Here is a 19,946-nt window from a genome sequence, read left to right as displayed (position 1 = left end):
TTAACCAGTCTTGAAAATCCTGCGATCTTTACGGCATTGGATGGAAAAGCAGGTCGGGGAAAATGTAGATAAAGACAGCCAAGAGACTAGCCTGAAGGGATAGCCACACAATAGCCAGAACCGGAGCTAGGGAAAGATACTTGAGGAAATACTGCATGAATCATTCTCCAAAACAGTCAATAATTCAACGTAACTAGCGAATTGAGACAGGAATCTCATCTTCTTTTGCAGTCAATTCACCCGTGAGCAATTCTTTGACTGCTGCCAAAGGCCAAGTGAAGCCACTTAGCATAAAACCAACAGCCCGGGGAACATCCAGTTGGATTTCTTTATACTCTGGGTTTGCCTCTTTTTTCACCGATTGAATATAGGCACGACCAACCCAACCAATCCAACCCGCAATATACAGGAACAGAATGCTGGGAATGATAAAGTCACCGGCACGATCCAGGCGACCATCTACAACCAAGTGGGGTAAACCCTCTGGGCCACACATTGCCTGAGAATAACGTTCAAAACGCTTGCGCCCTGAATCGGGGTCGAAGTTGGTATTGCGGGCGGTTGCAGCACGTTGCTGAAAAGCCTTGGACTGGCTGCATGGCACCAGACCTGATACGTTATCAGCCGATGCCGTTGGGGCAACGCTAAACCAAATACAAAGGGCAAAAATCAAAGCCAACAATCGTTTCATGGGATTGTTTCCTTTTGTTACAAAACGAAAACTTTTATGTACAAAACAAGGTCATTGTTTGTACGGAAGCAATCATGTATCGATATATTAAAGTACCAGTGAATGTCAACAGTATTAGCGATTGAAACAAGTTGTGACGAAACGGCGGTAGCGATCGTAAAGAATCGTCAAATTTGCAGTAGCATCGTCGCCTCACAAATCCCTGTTCATCGGCAGTATGGCGGGGTTGTGCCAGAAATTGCTTCCCGTCAACACGTCGAAATAATTAACAATTGTTTAGACAAAGCACTCGAAGAAGCGCAGATGGAGTGGGCGTCAATTGATGGTATTGCGGCAACCTGCGCCCCTGGTTTGGTGGGGGCATTGTTGGTGGGGCTGACGGCTGCCAAAACTCTTGCGATTGTCCATCGGAAACCGTTTGTCGGAGTCCATCATCTGGAAGGCCACATATACGCTACTTATTTGACCGAACCTTCTTTACAGCCGCCTTTTTTATGTCTGCTGGTTTCGGGCGGACACACCAGCTTAATTTATGTAAAAGATTGTGGTGTGTACGAGACACTAGGAGAAACTCGCGATGATGCCGCTGGTGAAGCCTTCGATAAGGTGGCGCGGTTGTTAAATCTGGGTTATCCAGGTGGGCCAGTGATTGACCAACTCGCCCAAGTGGGGAATCCGCAAGCCTATCCTTTGCCGGAAGGGAATGTCGGGGTGCCAGGGGGCGGCTATCATCCCTATGACTCTAGTTTTAGTGGCTTAAAAACAGCTGTGCTGAGACTGGTGCAAAAGTTGCAGCAGGAAGCGTCTCCGTCGCTGCCGGTGAATGACATTGCGGCAAGTTTCCAAGAAAGCGTAGCGCGAAGTCTGACGCGAAGGGCGATCGCCTGCGCCCTCGACTACGGTCTTGATACCATTGCCATCGGTGGCGGTGTCGCCGCCAACAGTGGGCTGAGAAAACACCTACAAGTCGCTACTGCACAGCGAAACCTGCGGGTGCTATTCCCCCCGCTAAAATTCTGCACTGACAACGCCGCCATGATTGCCTGTGCTGCCGCCGATCATTTGAATCGGGGTCATACTTCCCGATTGACTTTGGGCGTTCAGTCCCGGCTGCCAATTACTGATGTTATGCAGCTTTACCAAACTTCACAGTAGAAGTTTGCATCCAGTTTTGAGGCGCGAGGATGCAATATTTTTCGGACAAAGCGATCGCGCAATTTCTAAACAGACCTTAAATCAGTCGATTCTCTCGATCATTTTGATGAGTAAGGATGCAATACTTTGGATAGCGCGATCGCCCGGTTTCTGTCTGAAAGCTGCTGCAAATTCAGCTGATTATTCTCATCTAAAAGATTTTCTTTCTGCAAAAGCTCATAAATTGTTAAAGACAGCAGCATTTCTACCTGATTCGCCCGACTGCTGAGCCAATGATGAGTCTCTGCATCCGAGGGAAAGCGCTCAATACACTCATTTGTGTAACGGCGAAACTCTCTGACATCATTTAAAAGCCGAACCAAATAACTAGGACACTCGCAAGCAATTACATCGGCTGCCTCGCAGATAGCCAGCAGATGTTCGTCAGTCAACTCCGAAGAAATTTGAATAGTCTGTTTTGGATCGATCATAATTTCAGCACAAGTATCAGGAAAGCCTTAGATTCATCAGTTGATTGTTCCCTTGCCACTCAGACTAATTACTACTCTTCTGGGAGCGCTCATCGCGATCGCAGTCAAAATCTAAGAAGCGAAAATCAATATCGTTTTTTAGCAGGCACCCCTTTAATCTTAATAAAATTTAAAGATTTATGGTGCCAACAAAACATCTACCTTAAGCGAAGTTGCTAGAATCCGGACAATTAGCTATAATCTTGCGAATTTCGGTAGCAACTGCCTCTGGCTGCTCCACCATCGATAGATGTCCGCAGTCCGGAATTTCCATCACGTTCTCACCACAACCCTGAAATAACGGGTGAAAGCTTGCTAAGTGCCGCACATACTTCGGTTCCATTACCCTATCTTTAGCACCAGCAATAAAATAAACCGGCTGTTTTAGCCGTGACACCACTTGCGGTAAGCGATTGACCTCCGCTTCCGTCGTCGAATCCAGTAAAGTCCCCAGCGCCGCTTCCGGATGAGCCGTAATAAAATCAATCAGTCGCTGTCGTCCCCAGCACCGAGCAATTGGGCGCGCCACTTGCGCCCGTGTAAAAGGCAAATCAATCCCCGGTACATAGCACAGCCAATGGGGACGCCGTTTCAGAAGCTGCTGACCCGCAGCCCGAAATCGCTCGAAGGCCTCCTTCAGATAAATGCCACCTCCAGCATTAATGCAGACGACCCCCTTAACAGAATCAGGTTGCTGGTCTGCCGCCCAAAGGGCAATGCTGCCACCCAACGAATGACCAATCAGCCAAGCACTAGAAATATTCAGCTTCTGCAACAAAATACCGACTTCTTTGGCATAAGCAGCTGGAGTGTAATTCGAGAGGCTCAACGTAAGAGGCTCTGAAGAGCGAAGAAAGTTCTCCTCTTGCTGACTCTCGCCGACGACTTGCCGACTCTGCACCGACATTTCTTGACGGGTGAACCCATAATTATCCCGAGGCTGAGAATCACCAAACCCCCGCAAGTCGTAAGACAAACACTGATAATCTGGTGCTATCTGCTCAATCAGGGGTTTCCAGTACCGACGGCTGAGGAGCCAGCCGTGGATAAAGACTAAAACAGGAGTAGATGATGCAATGGGAGGCGTCAAATCGTAGGTGTGCCGAACTCCCAGGATTTCAATAGTTGCCATATTTTGATCCTATCCCGAAGTTCTACCAGATTGGTGAAGAAGTCATTGTTATTGGTCATGGGCTACCCCTGCCTTACGAAACGTCTGCTTGTAGGCGCGATCGCTTCGAGAAGCGTAAAGTTAGGACTATTGGACAAAAGACTAATGGCTAAACATTCTAAACATTAAAATCTGCGCCCTAGCAATCGCTGACGCACGCTTTCAGCAATTTTTTGACCTAAATATTCCGGAATCACACTTTCGTTCGGTCCCAATAAGTAAAGAATCAAGCGGGTGCGTCCTCGCCAGACTAGCAAATTGGCATTGACCACCAGCAAATCCTCTTGCCAGATAGCGTACATCACCTTATAAAACAGACCCGGTTGGTTATCCGCCTCAATTAACAGCGCCGGAAGATGGAAAACAGGGTCTACATAAAATTCCGTTTCTACCTGCTCCAAACCGGCATCCAGATTAAATTCCACTGCCAGCATCTCTTCTACTTCAAAGCGCCCAGCCAAAGCTTCCCGAATGGCGCGACAGACATTTTCCGAGGTTTTGTCTGTCAGTGCTTTGCTGCCACGAGACACCACCAGTTTGATGAAAACTAGCATCGGAGGAGCGATTTGACCATATAGACTGAGACTGTGAATGGTCAGCCCGTATGCAGCCAGAACCCCAAAAATATCACTTAGCAGAAAAGATTGGTTGCGGTAAGCAAAATGTAGGGCACTTTTATTGCCTTCGGGTTTCAGCTCAATAACCGCTCTGGTGGTTTTATAGAGCCGATAGGCAAGCCTCAAGTTTTGTAGCTGAATCTCACTGCTGACAAACTGCTCGTAGAACTGAGGAAACGCCCGATTAAAGCGCTTCAGAAGTTCTAGTGTGGATGATTTCAAACCCGTGGCCATATATAGGGCTAAGACTCGCTTGCCAGGTTAAAAGCATTTTGGGAGATAGAGCCAAGTGCCCTTCGCCAAAGAACCTTCTCTTATGGTTAATCTCTCACAAATTTTCCTAAAAAAATTATCCACTCGATACCAACTCCCGGTGGAGTTGAGTAGATTGGTGCAAATAAAGATAACTGGTGCAAGTTCTCCCTTGCCCCTTAGTGAAATAACTCAACATTCGTCGTATCATGACTAGCTGCCCGTACATGATTTTCTTTGTTTTTGCTCACCTGTGCCAACGCGATGTGGCATCCAGGAAGTAACCAGTCAAAAGCTGCCTCTGTTTCTCAGTTCTTCTGTTGCTCTTGTCTCCAGTCATCAGCCAAAAACTTGTGCCTAGCTGCACGATGGCTTGGCGAGACGGTAGCTTCTCCCGACCGACAATTCAAGGAAATCGGGATTGCTGTGGAGCTGCGGAGTATTAACCCGTAGAATTCAGTCTAACTAATGTATTGCCAGTATTGCCGAATGCGCCCCAAACCACACAATGCCGCACCCGCTCCAGATCGGGGAGTGCGTGTAATGGTTTAAAAGGTAGCGCAATTGTGTTATCATTTTTTTCGTGATGTTTGGGCTAGATTCGTTGAAATAAGAGGGATGGAGATACTGAGACTGTATCACTCTCCAAGAGTGTACGTGACTCCCCCGCGTCAATTGATTGCACGAGATTGATTCGTTCCTCAGATTGCTTCGTTTCTCGCAACCGGACACCGGAAGTAAATCCTGTAGAGATTAGATATTTGGTACTTGCAGGGAAACCTGAAAGTGTTGTATCTGGTTTCTTCGATCAGGAAGTCTCAGATCGCGTGTTAGCACACGCGGTGCGAAGCACGGTTGGGAATTCCCCAGACTGCTGGGAACTGGAGAATGTAAATACCTTAACCACACCTGCATGGGTTTTTGGAAAAGCTTGTTTAGCGGTTCTGATGGTAGCACTGCGTCGAAGCCGACGCTGGGGGAGGGGGATGTTGTAGAAGGTACAGGCGATCGCACGGGCAGCGGCTCTCGGATATTTTTCAGCACCGAACGCGACATTGACCTTTATGAACTCGAAGAACTCTGCGATGCGGTCGGGTGGTCCCGGCGTCCGCTACGCAAGGTCAAGAAAGCAATCGAACATAGTTTTTTGGTAGTTTCGATGTGGGAAGTGCGAGGAACCCAGCGACGGCTGGTAGGCTTTTCCCGCGCAACTTCCGATCATGCCTTCAATGCCACCATTTGGGATGTGGTAGTTCACCCGGATTTCCAAGGCAAAGGATTGGGGAAGGCGTTGATGAAGTACGCGATCAAGAAGCTACGCAGTGAAGACATTAGCAACATTACTCTGTTCGCTGACCCCCAGGTGGTGGATTTTTACCGGGGACTGAATTTTATTGCCGACCCGGAAGGAATTAAAGGGATGTTTTGGTATCCAGATTAGTTTGTAAATTCTTTACTCCAAATATCGGCTAAATAAGCTATAATAACCAGAGGTCACTGGCAGGCGTGTCAGGGGAATTAAACACCCAAGACCCGATCGGCTGATAGCCAATCGCTGAATTTCACCGGGATGTAGCGCAGCTTGGTAGCGCGCCTGCTTTGGGAGCAGGATGCCGCAGGTTCAAATCCTGTCATCCCGATTTTTAGTAGTAAAAAGAGTTAGCCCCAAACCTGCCAAGGTTAGAGGGAATCTCAATAATTTTCGGGTGTGATGTCTGACACCCTGCTGAAATTCCCTTGAGGACTTCGGGAGGTGATTCATACAGATTTTTCCCTAGTAAATTGGGAGATAAGTTGGCTGACGATTACCTGGAACTCATCCTAATCTTACATAGTCATAGAGGGTTACAATTCGCGATTCATTCCCTCAGTAATTTGGGAATTCCATTTCCGAGTATGCAGCATTGAGAATGAATAAATAGCGAGTTCAGGCATCAAATTGACCTTTGGTGCCAGGAATTAGGACATGGGGAGTTAAACAGTTCAAAAATGACAGTCGCAACAAAACAGTAGAATCGATAAAGTTTAGTTGGAAATAAACTTAGACCCATTCATTCGGGTACTGCTAGAGCGAAGAAACATTATCGCCTTGTCTCGACTCTATTATTGGTAAGGCGGGGTATTCAACGAAAAATTTTGAGGGAATTGTAATGAGATCATTAGTTCGATTGAGCGCAACACTGGGTTTAGTGGGAAGTGTTGTACTGGGAGCGCTGCCCGGTTTGGAAACGCTGCGGGCACTGGCATTGCCAGAACAACAGGTTCTAGAAAAGTTGCAAGCTGTGCCCGTGTTTACGATCACCGATCCTCAAGGTTCTCCATTAGTTGCTTCAGTGAATGAGGGGCAAAAGAAGACCGCAGTGGCAGGTGTTTTTATCAGCCAGCAAGATGCCCAAACATTTATCGAACGGTTGAAGAAACAAAATGCTCAACTAGCAAGTACGGTGAAGGTGGTACCCGTATCGCTGGGAGACGTTTACAAACTGGATCAAGCGAATGCAGCCAAGCCAGATGGTCTGGATTTTGCTTTCGTACCCACCCAGCAGCAGGTAGATTCAGCAAAAGCCATCCTGAGTCAAAGCGGCAAACCCGTGCAAAATTTTGATGGGGTTCCTTTGTTTGTGGCAAGAGGCGGAAAGGATAAGGGGTATTTGACCTTACAACGAGACAATAAACCCATCATTCCTTTCTTCTTTAGCAAAGAAGAATTACAGAGTATGCTGGATCGATTCAAACAGCAACAGCCAGCTCTGGCATCTACAGTGGAAATTCAGGTGGTGAATCTGGAGGGTGTAATTGAAACTTTACGCACCAGCAATAATCAGCAGCTGAACAACATTGTACTGGTTCCACCCAAAGCGTCAGTGGACTTTGTGCGATCGCGTGGTCCTGCCCCCGCGAATTCTCAGCAACAACGTCGCTAAAGCGGTAAATAGACAAAAGAATCAAAGATAAAAGATAAAGTATGAAGGATAAACTTCATACTTTATCTTTTATCTTTTTTCCTTGATTCTGGCGTTTTCCTTGGGTATGGTTTCAGGTATAGAACTTTGGAAGTGGCGCAACTGGGCGCGGGATGCTGCCAAATCCGCGGACGTTGACCCAACAGAAGTAGACTGGTTGCTGCGAGAAGTCGCCGCTCTAGATCGGTTGGCGCTGCGGTTGGAGTCTTTCAAAGACAAAACCCAGATAAAATTACCGATGCCGTTGCCGGAGTTAACCCAGATGTGGCAACGGCGTCTGGATGAGCGGTTGCCAGTTCAGTACCTGGCTGGTATTGCTCCCTGGCGTCATTTTTCTCTGTTTGTTTCACCAGCAGTATTGATTCCGCGACCGGAAACAGAATATTTGATTGATTTGGCGGTTGCCGCTGCGGCTCCGGGCGGAGCCTCGCCGCCTTTACAGCAAGGACATTGGGCAGATTTAGGAACTGGCAGTGGCGCGATCGCTCTCGGACTCGCAGATGCCTTTCCATCTGCCACTCTCCACGCGGTTGATTATAGTCCGGCTGCTCTAGCGATCGCCCAACAGAATGCCCAGCGACTGGGTTTAGCGGCTCGCATTCAGTTTTACCAAGGTTCTTGGTGGCAGCCATTGTCCGCCCTAAAAGGTCAGCTCAGCGGCATGGTATCAAACCCACCTTATATTCCCAGTCATTTGCTGCCTTCCCTGCAACCGGAAGTGGCGAAACACGAACCCCACCTCGCCCTTGACGGTGGTACAGATGGCTTAGATTGCATCCGCCATTTGGTAGAAACAGCGCCAGACTATCTGCGACCAGGCGGCATTTGGCTGATTGAGATGATGGCGGGGCAAGCCGATACAGTTGTTCAACTATTAGAAGATCGAGGCAGTTACTGCCAAATTCAAATTCACGCCGATTTAGCTGGGATCGAACGCTTTGCCTTAGCCTATCGGAAACCCGATGAGTGATGAATTTGAGGGGAATTTATTCAAAACTCAAAACTCTAAAAAAATGACACAAGTTTCAATGGCAGCCTTGATAGAAGGCGCTCGTTCTGGGAGTTTGGTTAGCTTTCCCACCGATACTGTACCAGCACTGGCAGTGCAGCCGGATCGGTCGGAGTTAATTTTTGCAGCAAAGCAGCGGCGGCAAGATAAACCACTGATTTTAATGGGAGCAAACGCTTCGGATTTGTGGGATTTTGTCAAGGGAAGTCCGGCTGAATGGCAGATTTGGCAACAAGTTGCTGACCAATATTGGCCTGGTGCTTTGACTTTAGTATTACCAGCCTCAGCGTCCGTTCCCAAATCGATGAATCCATCTGACCCGACTACGATTGGGTTGCGAGTGCCGAATTCTGGCGTCGCGCTCTCAATTCTGTCGCAAACTGGCCCCTTAGCAACTACTAGCGCCAACCGTTCGGGGGAGCCACCTTTGGAAACGATGGCAGAAATCGCAGCGCAGTTTCCCGATGTCCTGACGCTATTCTCTTCGGAGGAGGAAACAACACCGACGGCTGGCGTTCCTTCCACCGTCGCCAAATGGACGGGCAGCGGCTGGGAAATCTTGAGGCAAGGAGCGGTTAAATTGGTAGTTTAATCGACTCAGCTAATCAGCAAAACTGGTAATTATATTTATGTCCCAAGACGCGAATCCGGACGTGACAGCCATCCTGGAGGAACTCAAGCAAACCCAGATGGCGTACCACATGGCAACAGAAATGAGCCAGTTTAAAGCTGGGTTTTTGGCGAGGACTTCCCATGAATTGCGATCGCCCCTCAACAGTTTGATTGGCTTGCATCAGTTGATTTTGTCCGATTTGTGTGACAACCCAGAAGAAGAACGAGAGTTTATTGCTCAGGCTCACGCCTCCGCGCTGAAGCTGATGCAGCTCATAGACGAAATTATCGCCGTTGCCAAAACTCAACACGGCACCAGTCGGATAGAGATTCAACCCGTCGAGCTTGCCAAGGTTCTAGAGGAAGTCTACAACTTGACTCACCTGCAAGCAGCGAATCGGAGTATCCGCCTTGAGGTATCGCCACCGGCTCAAGAGATTTACGTTCTGGCAGATCCGCGACGATTGCAGCAGGTACTGCTAAATCTGGTCGATACTGCGATCGCTCGCATGAATGAAGGCAACATTCGGGTTTGGGTTCCCCCCTCACCAGTATCTGGGTACATCCACATCTGGATTGATGCCGAGTGCCCCGTCAGCGTCTGGAGCGAGCCAGTTGATTTGCTCAAAGAGCAAAAGACGTCGGAATTGGGAGGGGCACCCAGCAAAGGAGTGCCCCGACAAATGCCACAGCTATCCGAGGGTATGAACTTACTGATTGCTCAAACCCTCATCGAAGTGATGCAGGGACGCCTGGAAGTAGTGGCAGCGCAACCAGCAGATGCCTCTAATACTTCAGCCGCCCAGAATCTCACCCGGCTTCAGTTTTCTCTTCCCCTAGTACCTATTGAGACGACATAACTTCAGCAGGCAGAGGCTCGGTTAGGGGCTGGTTGTTATACAGCACCATCGTCGTACTGGGGTTGCTACATTCAAAACCGATGCGCGTGTAAAAGCCCTGTTGATAAGTCGTCATCAGGTAGACCCGCTCTACCCGACTGACACGAGGATGGCTCAAGACTGTTTCCACCAACTTGCGTCCGAGTCCTGCGCCTTGGTATGCCGGATGTACGACCACATCCCAGATAGTGGCACGGTAAACGCCATCGGAAGTCGCTCTGGCAAATCCAATCAGCTTGTTTTCATCCCAGACGCTAATCACAGGTTCGCTATTGGCGATCGCAACTTTTAAATCTTCAATTTGCCGGTTCTGTGCCCAGAAGGCAGCCAAGTGAAACAGCTCTTGCAGTTGTTGAAAGTCGATTTGTGATTTACGGTCACAAAATTGAATATGACTGCAATCCATCGTCATCAATAATTTAGAGTCTCGTACTGGCTCATTCTACTCATCAACACACTGGGGATTGGTGTTCAATTGCACCGAATTTCTGTAATTTGCCGCTTTTTTAGCGAAATCTACCGTTTAGCTTACTCATATCCAACCCTAAATCTGTACCGCCAGACGGATTCCTTTTGAACATAAGTAGCTAACTAAGAATGCTGGATGAAATGCGAAGGATGAAAATGCCTAGTTCTCGGCGAATCTGTTGTTTTTTTCATCCTTCACCCTGACTTCCTACAACCAACGGGCGGCATCTTTGGCGTGGTAGGTGAGAATCAAATCAGCTCCAGCCCGCTTGAAGCTGGTTAAAGTTTCCATCACGACTCGCTGTTCGTCAATCCAGCCATTGAGGGCAGCGGCTTTCACCATCGCGTATTCGCCAGAGACATTGTAGGCGGCTACCGGCAAGTTGCTGGCTTCTTTCACCCGCCAAATGATATCCATATAGGCAAGTGCCGGTTTCACCATCAGCATATCTGCCCCTTCTGCAATATCGAGTTCGATTTCTTTGAGGGCTTCGCGGGCGTTACCGGGGTCCATCTGGTAAGTTCTGCGATCGCCAAACTGCGGTGTTGAATCAGCCGCATCGCGGAAAGGGCCATAATAAGCCGAAGCATATTTGGCAGCGTAAGAAAGAATCGGTGTATCTTGGAATCCTGCTGCATCCAATCCTTCCCGAATCGCCTGCACAAAACCGTCCATCATCCCAGACGGAGCGATAATATCAGCGCCAGCCTTGGCTTGAGAAACTGCTGTTTTCTTGAGCAATTCCAGCGTTGGGTCGTTCAATACCCGCCCCGTCAAGTCGCCCACTTCCAAATAACCACAGTGACCGTGACTGGTATATTCGCACAAGCAAGTATCGGCAATGACCACTAAATCCGGCACCGCTTCTTTCACTGCGGTAGCAGCTTTTTGGACAATTCCGCAATCGTGCCACGCACCCGTAGCATCTACATCCTTATCTGCGGGAATCCCAAAAAGAATGATCGCGGGAATGCCGAGGTCATAGACTTCTTTTGCCTCTTCCACAATTTTGTCTACCGACAGCTGGTAGACCCCTGGCATCGATTTCACTTCCTTAGCAATGCCCTCTCCCGGTACAGCAAACAGAGGGTAGATTAAGTCACTCGTGGCAAGAACCGTTTCACGCACCATCCGGCGCAGCTGGGTTGAGGTACGAAGGCGGCGAGGGCGATGAATGGGAAACATGGCGTCTGTATAGTGAATAGTTGTTAGTAACTAAAGCAGTCTAAAAAAGTAACAATTTGTCACATTGAGCCAAGCAAAATATTGAGATGAAATTTTTCGCTGGGACTCAGAATCACATATTACGTTTATTTTGACCAACCAGCGCGATCGCTGATAAAAAAATGCCGAATAAAAGGAGGGGCAATTTATAAATTGCCCCTCCTTTCTTAATCTATCCAACTACTAGGTCTGGATACTTATACCTGAGCCGGAACGGGTGCATTCTCAGGGGATGCTTCCGCCGCTGCTGGCACAGCGTAAACGCTTACCTTCTTGCGGCTTCTGTCCTTCCGTTCAAAGGTCACGATGCCATCAATGAGGGCAAACAAGGTATAGTCTTTGCCCACACCGACATTATTGCCAGGGTGAAACGAAGTTCCCCGCTGACGCACCAAAATACTGCCTGCTCTCACGGTCTGACCGCCGAAACGCTTGACGCCTAAGCGTTGAGCATTAGAATCACGACCGTTGCGAGTACTACCTGTACCTTTCTTATGAGCCATAATTTCCTCACTTGTCCTTACTACTTACTATTCTGCTGTAGTCTCAGCGATTTACTCGGTCGCAGCCGTCTCGGTATCTGTCTCGTCAACAACCACCGTTGCCACAGCTTCTTGAGCTTCTGCTGACTCATCAGCGCTGGGGGTTTGGGAAGCCTGTTGTTCGGAAGCCACCACTGAGCCATTGATGCTGATGGAGTTGATCATCAGCTGGGTGATTTCCTGGCGATGTCCTTTCTTGCGGCGGGTTTTCTTTTTGGGCTTCATCTTGTAGACGATGACCTTCTTACCGCGCCGGTGTCTCATCACCGTGCATTCTACCGTCGCCCCTTCGATGAAAGGTTGACCGATGGTTACATCGCCGTCGTTCTGAACGAACAAAACCTTATCAATGGTAACTTGCGTGTCTGGTTCCGAGGGAAGCAGTTCGATGTCGTAAAAGCGACCTGGTTCGACTCTCAGCTGTTTGCCGCCAGTTTCAATAATTGCGTAACTCATGGGATAGTCCTAGGGGTTGCCGTACAGGTAGCTGAATAGGAGATTGTCAGGTGTCTTTTGTCTTTAGATTCGCTGCTATTGACCCATGACTAATGACCTTTTGACCAATGACCAATCAGCTTTTGGAATGTCTCAACCTGATCCGAGCAGGAATAGACAGACAATCTTTCATCATCCATGATTACCTGCAACTGTGTCAAGTGAGCGATCGCTCTTTCTCCAGAAAATATGGGAGATATCCAACTGAGGGCAGATGCTTAATCGTTGAGTTATCTTCGATTCATCAGCACGGAGAGTAGCGATCGCATGACGAACTTCAAACAGATTTGGCAGTTTTTGAACACTGATTTCCGGGAATTGGCGAAACCCGGAGATGTCGCTGAGACGGGGACAGAGATTACTAAATTTGCGCTGGAATTCGCACTGGCTTTAGGTTTATTCTCTGCAACTGCAAGCCCTGCTGGAATTGCTATAGCGGGGTTATCAGGGGCGAAACTAGCGATCCAAGGCGTGAGGCTGTACCGCAAAAAGAAGCGTCAAGAGCTATCCCTAGAAGAATGGGTAGCGATCGCATCTCCCCTGGCGTATCTAGAAAGCTTCAATGAATTGGTGCAAAGTAATGACTTATTACAGCAAGTCAATTTACAGCCAGCCAATCTACAGCCAGCAAGCGCAACGCCTCACGCAAATGTCGCCCAACAGCAAAGCGTAAAACTGGGGGAATTTCAACTAGATGAGCATCTCGCTAGAAACGTCCTCACCTGCTTCCACGAATCGGAATTAGCCCAAGTTTTAAATCAGGTTTTGTCTAACCAACTGCAACAAGCAGGAATAAATAAGTACGACGCTGAGATTTTAACAGCTTGGGTAGCTTGGAAGACTCATCAACATCTGAAAAAAGCCTTAGAAGATGCTGACAGTTCTGTTAAACAACGGGCGGAATTGTATTTAGCTGGCTGGCGACAAGAATCGGACAAATACTATAGTATCAATACTTATTTAGATGAGCAGATTGCTACTAAGCCCCTAGAGCCAGTATTTTATGAAACCTTCACTTTCAAAGATATTTACGTGCCGTTGAAAGTACAACCAGTGAATCCGAAGAAGGGAGAAATTGATAAGGATGCAGAACCAATTGAGATCGAAATCTGGGCAAAGGAGATACTAGCAGATGCACAGAAACAAGACAAGGTGATGTTTATCCAAGGGGGGCCGGGAAGAGGGAAAAGTGTTTTTTGCCGGATGTTTGCTGACTGGGTGCGACAGCATTTACATCCAGTTTGGACACCAATCTTGATTCGATTGCGGGATATCAGGACATTTGAAAAGAGTTTTGAAAAAACTTTGCAAGCAGCAGTCGGTTGTGATTTTGCTACCAACGATGATGGCTGGTTAACCGATAGAAATACCCGATTTTTGTTTTTGCTGGATGGATTTGATGAGTTAGTGATGGAAAGAGGAACTAGCCAAGAATTAAAGGATTTCCTCTGGCAAGTAGAGGATTTTCAAGGTAGCTGCCAGCGGAATTCTGAAAAAGGACATCGGGTTCTAATTACAGGCAGACCTTTGGCGCTACAAGGTATCCAAGGAAGAATGCCTCCCAACATGGAACGGGTGGAACTGTTGCCGATGGATGACGAACTCCAACAGCAGTGGTTTAGCAAATGGGAAACTCAAGTTGGAGGTGATAAAAATTTCGCATTTCAGCAATTTTTGCAAGACAAACGCTGTCCAGATAGAGTGCGGGAATTAGCCAAAGAGCCGCTATTGCTTTATCTATTGGCTGCGATGCACCGGGATGGCAAATTGACGGTGGAAATGTTTGAGGGTGCTAGCGGTGTCGGGGCAAAAATTCTGATTTACGAGCAATCTTTAGAGTGGGTACTGACGGAACAACGTCCAGAATGGCTGAATCGAGAACTAACTGGACAGGAAACCGCCGGACTGCGACGGATTTTGGCAGAGGCGGGGTTGTGCGTCGTGCAGTCGGGCGGGGAATGTGCCGCAGTAAAAACAATCGAGTCACGGTTGAAGGGCGATGACAGTGCGATTGAGTTGATTCAACAAGCTAGAGAGACACACGGCGAGGATGCGCTGAAAAATGCCTTGGCGGCTTTTTATCTACAGGCGGCAGCGGGTGACAAAGGCGGTTCGGTGGAGTTTGCCCACAAGAGTTTTGGGGAGTTTTTGTGTGCGGAACGACTTAAAGAAAGTATAGAAGATTGGACGCAACCGGGAAGAAAACGCCAGGAGTTTTATATCTCCACCGACCAAATGGATCGGGAAATCTACGATTTATTTGGTTACGGCGGACTAACACCAGAAATTGTGGAATACTTGATGGCTTTATTAGCTGCCAGTACAGAGTTTCAGCCAGTAAAATTATTTAACCGATTAGAAAATTTTTATCTGCGTTGGTGCGATGGTGAGTTTATCGATGCACCGCCAGAGAATCTGCCTCAGAAAAAGATGCGGCAAATGAAGGAGCAAACGCCAGAAGTCAAGTGGATTGGACTGCGACAGGTGGATATTTATGCAGGGTTAAATGTCACGATATTGCTCTTAGAGTTACACCGCTATGCTCAGTTAAAAGATGACTTAAAAGACCAAATTGCTTTCTTTCCCTGCGGTAAACAAGATACTGATAGTTTTAATGAATATCGATTGCTTCGCAGCATCGCTTACAGCGAATGTATCGGTATTAGGGGCTTTTTAGAAACAGTTGGGCAATTCCTCTTTGGTGCAGACCTCAGCGGCGCAGACCTCAGCGGCGCAGACCTCAACGAAGTAGACCTCAGGGATGCAAACCTCAGTGGCGCAAACCTCCGGGGCGCAGACCTCAACGAAGTAGACCTCAGGGATGCAAACCTCAGTGGCGCAAACCTCGGCTGCACAGATATCATCGGCGCAAACCTCAGTGGCGCAAACCTCCGGGGCGCAGACCTTAGCGGCGCACACCTCGACGAAGCAGACCTTAGCGGCGCAGACCTCAACGAAGCAGACCTTAACGGCGCACACCTCTGCTACGCAAACCTCCGGGGCGCAAATCTCATCAGCGTAGACCTCAGCGCTGGAAATCTCAGCAGTGCAGACCTCAGCAGCGCAGACCTCAGCAGCGCAGACCTCAGCAGCGCAGACCTCAGCGACGCAGACCTCAGCGACGCAAACCTCGAAAACATTTCTTGGGATAAGTATATAAATTGGGGAAATGTAATAGGTTTGAAAACAACTAAGAATGTGCCAGAAGCATTGAAGCAACAGCTAGGGTTCGACTAAATTGACCAGTTGTGAAAGGCGGTGAGCGATCGCCTCGCCTCATCTTACAAACGCGATCGCCTTCTCTTCCCCTCTTCCTTCGCGTTCTTTGCGTCTTGGCGGTTCGTAAAAAACGCGATCGCATTTTAAGTTAGAAACAGTTCCCGAATCCCAGCACTGCCGATTTCGATTGCCAGCGCTGCTAACAGAAAGCCTAAAAGTTGAGTAATAATCACCGCACCTTCTGCACCGAGTAAGTGGTCGATCCGGTTTGCCAGACGCACAATCAACCATGTCACCAGCATCGCAGAGACAATCCCGACCACCACGCTGAGATGAGCATTTGGAGATTCAGACATCAACAGCATCACCGTCGTTAGCGTTCCTGGCCCAGCTAACAGAGGCAATGCCATCGGAGTAATCGCGATATCGCGCTGCTGCTCGACAATCGGTGTATCTAGTTCTCCACGTAGCATTTGTAGGGCAACTAAGAGTAAAAGCAGTCCCCCAGCAACCCGCAAAGATCCCATACTGATTTCTAAGTAATTTAGAACTGCTTTACCCCCAAAAGCGAATATCAGCAGCACCCCTGTCGCTACAATACTTGCCCGATTCACCACATTGTCTCTTTGCTCCGGTTCCATGCCCTTCGTCAGGACTAAAAAGATCGGTGCATTGCCCAACGCATCTGCCAAGACAAACACAGCTACAAAAGTTTTAACCAGAACAGAGATATCCAGCTCCACAGTTGACCCTTAGAAAATATTTCCTCTAACCGTAACGTGGATGCCTTGCCGTTTCGCCATTCCGAAGGTTGATCTCAAACCAGTCAGCTGCCCCGTGCCAGCCAAGGACTCCAACTCATTCATAGAGTTGTCGTAGTGTCAACCAATAATATTCATTGTTATAATTTAAACCTCAATACAGTGAGAGAGCGATCGCTCAACCTCATCTGAGAAAGCGATCGCCCGGTTTTTCCCTCTTCCTGAAGTGCCTAGATCCAGTGAATACTTTCTTTAAGCTGCGGTGACAAACGCGCAAGTGTTGCGATAGCGCGTCCGCGTGGCGCTGTGCTAATGCAAAATAAGCGATCGCCCCCGTTTAAACTAAGGCAGAAACACGGCTAGAATGCAGCAATTCACGAGACTCTTGACGAACCCGACCTTCCATCGCCTCTTTTTGTAAGGTAATGAAAGCCATAAAGTCATCAAAGTCATACTTGGTTTTTAAAAGCTGACGTAGCTGCTCTTCGGCTTCAACCGTTAGATAGCCCGTTACCAAAGCTTGTTGCACAATTTTACTAATCAGACTCATTGCCATTGCTACCAGAACACACGATGATTTCAAAACAGCATCTTTGTCACTGAAGACGCGCATCCGGATGATTTGTGTCCGCATTCCTACTTAGCTGAGTAAATATCTCTCTAAATAAGTACCTTCGGTATAATCCACAGGATTGCTCGAACCAACCCTTCATCAATGCCTAGACACACAACAAAGGAATAATATATATTCTGATGTTCTCAGCTTCACCAGCATTTAGACTGATTTAGATGAAATTACGAGAGTGATAATGAAGCCCTATCTCGCCGCCGCCATACAAATGACAAGCCTGCCAGATGTGGAAAAAAATCTGGTTCAGGCAGAAGAACTCATCGAGCTTGCTGTGCGTCAGGGTGCTGAGTTAGTAGGCTTGCCAGAAAACTTCTCATTTTTAGGAGAAGAAAAGCAGAAGATAGCCCAATCGGAGGCGATCGCTACCCAGAGCGAAAAATTCCTCAGAACAATGGCTCAGCGCTTCCAAGTCACCATCTTGGGTGGCGGGTTTCCAGTTCCCGTTGACACCAACAAAGTCTACAACACCGCTTTGCTCATCGATCCTTCAGGGGAAGAACTCGCCTGCTACCAAAAAGTACATTTATTTGATGTCAATTTGCCCGACGGCAATACCTATCGAGAATCTAGCACTGTCATGGCTGGGATGCGGCTACCACCCGTTTATCCCTCCAAGCACTTGGGCAGTTTAGGACTCTCGGTGTGCTACGATGTCCGATTCCCGGAACTGTATCGGCACTTAGCGCAGATGGGAGCCGACATTTTATTTGTCCCCGCTGCTTTCACCGCCTACACTGGCAAAGATCACTGGCAAATCTTACTACAAGCCAGAGCGATCGAAAACACCTGCTATGTGATAGCACCGGCTCAGACTGGGCAGCATTACGCCCTGCGTCACACTCACGGACACGCGATGATTATTGACCCTTGGGGCGTTATTTTAGCGGATGCCGGAGATACGCCGGGAGTAGCGATCGCAGAAATCAACCCCTCTCGCCTAGAACAAATCCGCCGCCAAATGCCCTCCCTGCAACATCGGGTTTTTATCTGAGCCTTTTGGGAAAAAAATAGACCGGCGATGGCGCAAACTAATACCATTTTTCAGATTGAAAGATTTAGAATCTTTCAATCTTGTTTTAGCTTTGGTTTTCTAATCAAAAATTCCAAATCTAAAATCCAGAAATGTATAAAAGAAGCCCTCTTGTTAGACATTGCGCCAACCGCCGGTATTACCGAACGGCAAAGAAGCCGCATCGGGCACCTTACTTACCAGTATTCTTGCGCTTGGGAGGAGTACTCTTTGGATTGCCAGTGACTTTCGGGGCGCTACCATCCCGTCTGGCGGGCTTACCTAAATCGGGAGAAGGTTTAAATTTATTGTTAGCCATAAGATTGACAAACTCTTAAAAAGCAACGCTATGCATTTATACAAAGCAGCTATTCCCTGTTCCTGAAAGTTTGCCAAAAAACTCTTCTTACACACAAAAAAACGGGTGGCTTGGAAGCCACCCGACAAGAAAAATTTCAAATTTTAGATACTAGATTTATCCAAAACCTAAACTTTTCTTAGACAGTTACAGTCTTCTTGGTAACAGCATTCAACTCGCCTTTGGCATACTTAGCAGCAAACTCATCCAAAGTCATCTGCTTAATCTTGGTACCTTGACCAGCAGCACCGAACTGGTGATAGCGATCGCTACAAACCTTCTGCATATACTTGATGGAAGGCTTGAGGAAGTGGCGGGGGTCAAATTCCTTAGTATTGCTAGCCAAGGCTTCGCGCACCGCAGCGGTAATCGCCAGACGGTTATCCGTGTCAATATTCACCTTACGGACACCGCTCTTAATGCCTTTTTGAATTTCTTCAACGGGTACGCCGTAGGTTTCCGGGATTGTACCGCCGTATTGGTTAATCAGGGCAAGTAAATCTTCGGGCACAGAGGAGGAACCGTGCATCACGAGGTGGGTGTTCGGCAGACGGCTGTGAATTTCTTCAATCCGGCTGATAGCCAGAATTTCGCCAGTCGGCTTGCGGGTGAACTTGTAAGCGCCGTGGCTGGTGCCAATCGCAACTGCCAAAGCATCCACGCCGGTTTGTTCTACGAAGGCAACTGCTTCGTCTGGGTCGGTCAACAGCTGGTCGTGAGAGAGAACTCCTTCGGCACCGTGACCGTCTTCCTTATCACCCATGCCTGTTTCTAGAGAACCCAAGCAACCCAGTTCGCCTTCTACGCTGACGCCAATTGAGTGAGCGACTTCCACCACCTTGCGGGTGACTTCCACGTTGTACTCGAAGCTGGCTGGAGTCTTAGCATCTGCCTCTAACGAGCCATCCATCATGACGCTGGTGAAACCGTGGCGCATGGCAGAGTAGCAAGTGCTTGGGGCATTACCATGATCCTGGTGCATGGCAATTGGGAGATGAGGGTAAGTTTCAACTGCCGCCAGAATCAGATGGCGTAGGAAATATTCTCCTGCATAGTTCCGAGCGCCACGAGAAGCTTGCAGAATCACGGGGCTATTTGCCTCATGAGCAGCCTGCATGATGGCCTGGATCTGCTCCATGTTGTTAACGTTATAAGCTGGGATTCCATAATCATTCTCAGCTGCGTGATCCAACATCAGCCGCATGGGTACGAGCGCCATAAATAGTCCTCCTATTGACTCGTCGTCAGTTACTTTGTTCTGGACAGCGAAATTATTACAATAATCTTAAGATAGTTTACCAGTCTCTAGGGAATTATCTTGATAATTCCGAGATAAGCAGCCAATACTGCATTTATAAGA

Annotated in this window: 22 protein-coding genes and 1 tRNA gene; 11 read left to right on the top strand and 12 right to left on the bottom strand. The window is 48.1% G+C overall.

Annotated elements, in window-relative coordinates; translation table 11 throughout:
• Positions 1 to 28: 28 nt before the first annotated feature.
• Both NDI34_RS05260 and NDI34_RS05255 read right to left on the bottom strand, forming a co-directional pair.
• Positions 29 to 157, bottom strand: coding sequence for a photosystem I reaction center subunit IX (locus NDI34_RS05260; RefSeq protein ID WP_190413988.1), 129 nt, complete (start codon positions 155 to 157; stop codon positions 29 to 31).
• 36 nt (positions 158 to 193) lie between these two features.
• Positions 194 to 691 (bottom strand): Photosystem I reaction center subunit III, encoded by a 498-nt coding sequence (locus NDI34_RS05255; protein WP_190413990.1) that lies wholly within the window; start codon positions 689 to 691, stop codon positions 194 to 196.
• A gap of 102 nt (positions 692 to 793) precedes the next feature.
• Here NDI34_RS05255 and tsaD point away from each other — a divergent pair, with 102 nt between their 5' ends.
• Positions 794 to 1,846: a tRNA (adenosine(37)-N6)-threonylcarbamoyltransferase complex transferase subunit TsaD gene (tsaD, locus tag NDI34_RS05250; RefSeq protein ID WP_348232063.1), complete on the top strand. Its 1,053-nt coding sequence runs from the start codon at positions 794 to 796 to the stop codon at positions 1,844 to 1,846.
• 98 nt (positions 1,847 to 1,944) lie between these two features.
• On the opposite strand, the gene NDI34_RS05245 is transcribed toward tsaD, so the two are convergent.
• Entirely contained in the window at positions 1,945 to 2,316 is a 372-nt protein-coding gene (locus NDI34_RS05245; protein WP_190413995.1) for a hypothetical protein, read from the bottom strand.
• Positions 2,317 to 2,518: 202 nt separating this feature from the next.
• Entirely contained in the window at positions 2,519 to 3,487 is a 969-nt protein-coding gene (locus tag NDI34_RS05240; protein WP_348232062.1) for an alpha/beta hydrolase, read from the bottom strand.
• Here NDI34_RS05240 and NDI34_RS05235 point away from each other — a divergent pair.
• Positions 3,481 to 3,639 (top strand): hypothetical protein, encoded by a 159-nt coding sequence (locus tag NDI34_RS05235; protein ID WP_190676868.1) that lies wholly within the window; start codon positions 3,481 to 3,483, stop codon positions 3,637 to 3,639. The two genes, NDI34_RS05240 and NDI34_RS05235, sit on opposite strands and share 7 nt — an antisense overlap.
• A 12-nt stretch (positions 3,640 to 3,651) precedes the next feature.
• On the opposite strand, the gene NDI34_RS05230 is transcribed toward NDI34_RS05235, so the two are convergent.
• Positions 3,652 to 4,377, bottom strand: a complete 726-nt coding sequence (locus NDI34_RS05230; RefSeq protein WP_190414000.1) for a hypothetical protein — start codon at positions 4,375 to 4,377, stop codon at positions 3,652 to 3,654.
• A 931-nt stretch (positions 4,378 to 5,308) separates the two neighbouring features.
• Here NDI34_RS05230 and NDI34_RS05225 point away from each other — a divergent pair.
• The 6 genes from NDI34_RS05225 to NDI34_RS05200 all read left to right on the top strand — a co-directional run bounded on the left by NDI34_RS05225 (position 5,309) and on the right by NDI34_RS05200 (position 9,839).
• On the top strand, positions 5,309 to 5,836 hold the full coding sequence (locus NDI34_RS05225) for a GNAT family N-acetyltransferase (RefSeq protein WP_190414148.1): 528 nt from the start codon (positions 5,309 to 5,311) through the stop codon (positions 5,834 to 5,836).
• A 125-nt stretch (positions 5,837 to 5,961) separates the two neighbouring features.
• A tRNA-Pro gene (locus NDI34_RS05220) sits at positions 5,962 to 6,035 on the top strand.
• Between the two features lie 510 nt (positions 6,036 to 6,545).
• On the top strand, positions 6,546 to 7,319 hold the full coding sequence (locus NDI34_RS05215) for a Tic22 family protein (protein WP_190414006.1): 774 nt from the start codon (positions 6,546 to 6,548) through the stop codon (positions 7,317 to 7,319).
• Positions 7,320 to 7,425: 106 nt separating this feature from the next.
• Positions 7,426 to 8,328: a peptide chain release factor N(5)-glutamine methyltransferase gene (gene prmC, locus NDI34_RS05210; protein ID WP_348232061.1), complete on the top strand. Its 903-nt coding sequence runs from the start codon at positions 7,426 to 7,428 to the stop codon at positions 8,326 to 8,328.
• A 43-nt stretch (positions 8,329 to 8,371) separates the two neighbouring features.
• Complete coding sequence (locus NDI34_RS05205) at positions 8,372 to 8,959, top strand: L-threonylcarbamoyladenylate synthase (protein WP_348232060.1); 588 nt, start codon at positions 8,372 to 8,374, stop codon at positions 8,957 to 8,959.
• Positions 8,960 to 8,996: 37 nt separating this feature from the next.
• Positions 8,997 to 9,839, top strand: coding sequence for a sensor histidine kinase (locus NDI34_RS05200; protein WP_348232059.1), 843 nt, complete (start codon positions 8,997 to 8,999; stop codon positions 9,837 to 9,839).
• On the opposite strand, the gene NDI34_RS05195 is transcribed toward NDI34_RS05200, so the two are convergent.
• The 4 genes from NDI34_RS05195 to rplU form a co-directional block, all read right to left on the bottom strand.
• A complete protein-coding gene (locus tag NDI34_RS05195; RefSeq protein WP_348232100.1) occupies positions 9,823 to 10,284 on the bottom strand; it encodes a GNAT family N-acetyltransferase in 462 nt (153 codons plus the stop codon). The two genes, NDI34_RS05200 and NDI34_RS05195, sit on opposite strands and share 17 nt — an antisense overlap.
• A 270-nt stretch (positions 10,285 to 10,554) precedes the next feature.
• Complete coding sequence (gene hemB, locus NDI34_RS05190; protein WP_190414016.1) at positions 10,555 to 11,532, bottom strand: porphobilinogen synthase; 978 nt, start codon at positions 11,530 to 11,532, stop codon at positions 10,555 to 10,557.
• Positions 11,533 to 11,768: 236 nt separating this feature from the next.
• A complete protein-coding gene (gene rpmA / locus NDI34_RS05185; protein ID WP_190414018.1) occupies positions 11,769 to 12,074 on the bottom strand; it encodes a 50S ribosomal protein L27 in 306 nt (101 codons plus the stop codon).
• Positions 12,075 to 12,125: 51 nt separating this feature from the next.
• Complete coding sequence (gene rplU, locus NDI34_RS05180) at positions 12,126 to 12,569, bottom strand: 50S ribosomal protein L21 (RefSeq protein ID WP_190438053.1); 444 nt, start codon at positions 12,567 to 12,569, stop codon at positions 12,126 to 12,128.
• A 107-nt stretch (positions 12,570 to 12,676) separates the two neighbouring features.
• Here rplU and NDI34_RS05175 point away from each other — a divergent pair, with 107 nt between their 5' ends.
• Both NDI34_RS05175 and NDI34_RS05170 read left to right on the top strand, forming a co-directional pair.
• Entirely contained in the window at positions 12,677 to 12,868 is a 192-nt protein-coding gene (locus tag NDI34_RS05175; protein WP_348232058.1) for a hypothetical protein, read from the top strand.
• Between the two features lie 7 nt (positions 12,869 to 12,875).
• Complete coding sequence (locus NDI34_RS05170; RefSeq protein ID WP_348232057.1) at positions 12,876 to 15,845, top strand: pentapeptide repeat-containing protein; 2,970 nt, start codon at positions 12,876 to 12,878, stop codon at positions 15,843 to 15,845.
• Between the two features lie 125 nt (positions 15,846 to 15,970).
• Here NDI34_RS05170 and NDI34_RS05165 read toward each other — a convergent pair whose 3' ends face one another.
• A complete protein-coding gene (locus NDI34_RS05165; protein ID WP_190414150.1) occupies positions 15,971 to 16,564 on the bottom strand; it encodes a MarC family protein in 594 nt (197 codons plus the stop codon).
• Between the two features lie 361 nt (positions 16,565 to 16,925).
• Positions 16,926 to 17,138 (bottom strand): hypothetical protein, encoded by a 213-nt coding sequence (locus NDI34_RS05160; protein ID WP_190438182.1) that lies wholly within the window; start codon positions 17,136 to 17,138, stop codon positions 16,926 to 16,928.
• 259 nt (positions 17,139 to 17,397) lie between these two features.
• Here NDI34_RS05160 and NDI34_RS05155 point away from each other — a divergent pair, with 259 nt between their 5' ends.
• On the top strand, positions 17,398 to 18,210 hold the full coding sequence (locus tag NDI34_RS05155) for a carbon-nitrogen hydrolase family protein (RefSeq protein ID WP_190414025.1): 813 nt from the start codon (positions 17,398 to 17,400) through the stop codon (positions 18,208 to 18,210).
• Positions 18,211 to 18,725: 515 nt separating this feature from the next.
• Here NDI34_RS05155 and fba read toward each other — a convergent pair.
• On the bottom strand, positions 18,726 to 19,805 hold the full coding sequence (gene fba / locus NDI34_RS05150) for a class II fructose-bisphosphate aldolase (RefSeq protein WP_190414027.1): 1,080 nt from the start codon (positions 19,803 to 19,805) through the stop codon (positions 18,726 to 18,728).
• Positions 19,806 to 19,946: the final 141 nt, after the last annotated feature.

This window comes from Trichocoleus sp. DQ-U1 (genome assembly GCF_039961925.1).
Classification (GTDB): domain Bacteria; phylum Cyanobacteriota; class Cyanobacteriia; order Cyanobacteriales; family FACHB-T130; genus FACHB-T130.
The sequence above is the reverse complement of the archived record's forward strand: the minus strand, read 5'-3'. Positions and strand labels throughout refer to the sequence as shown.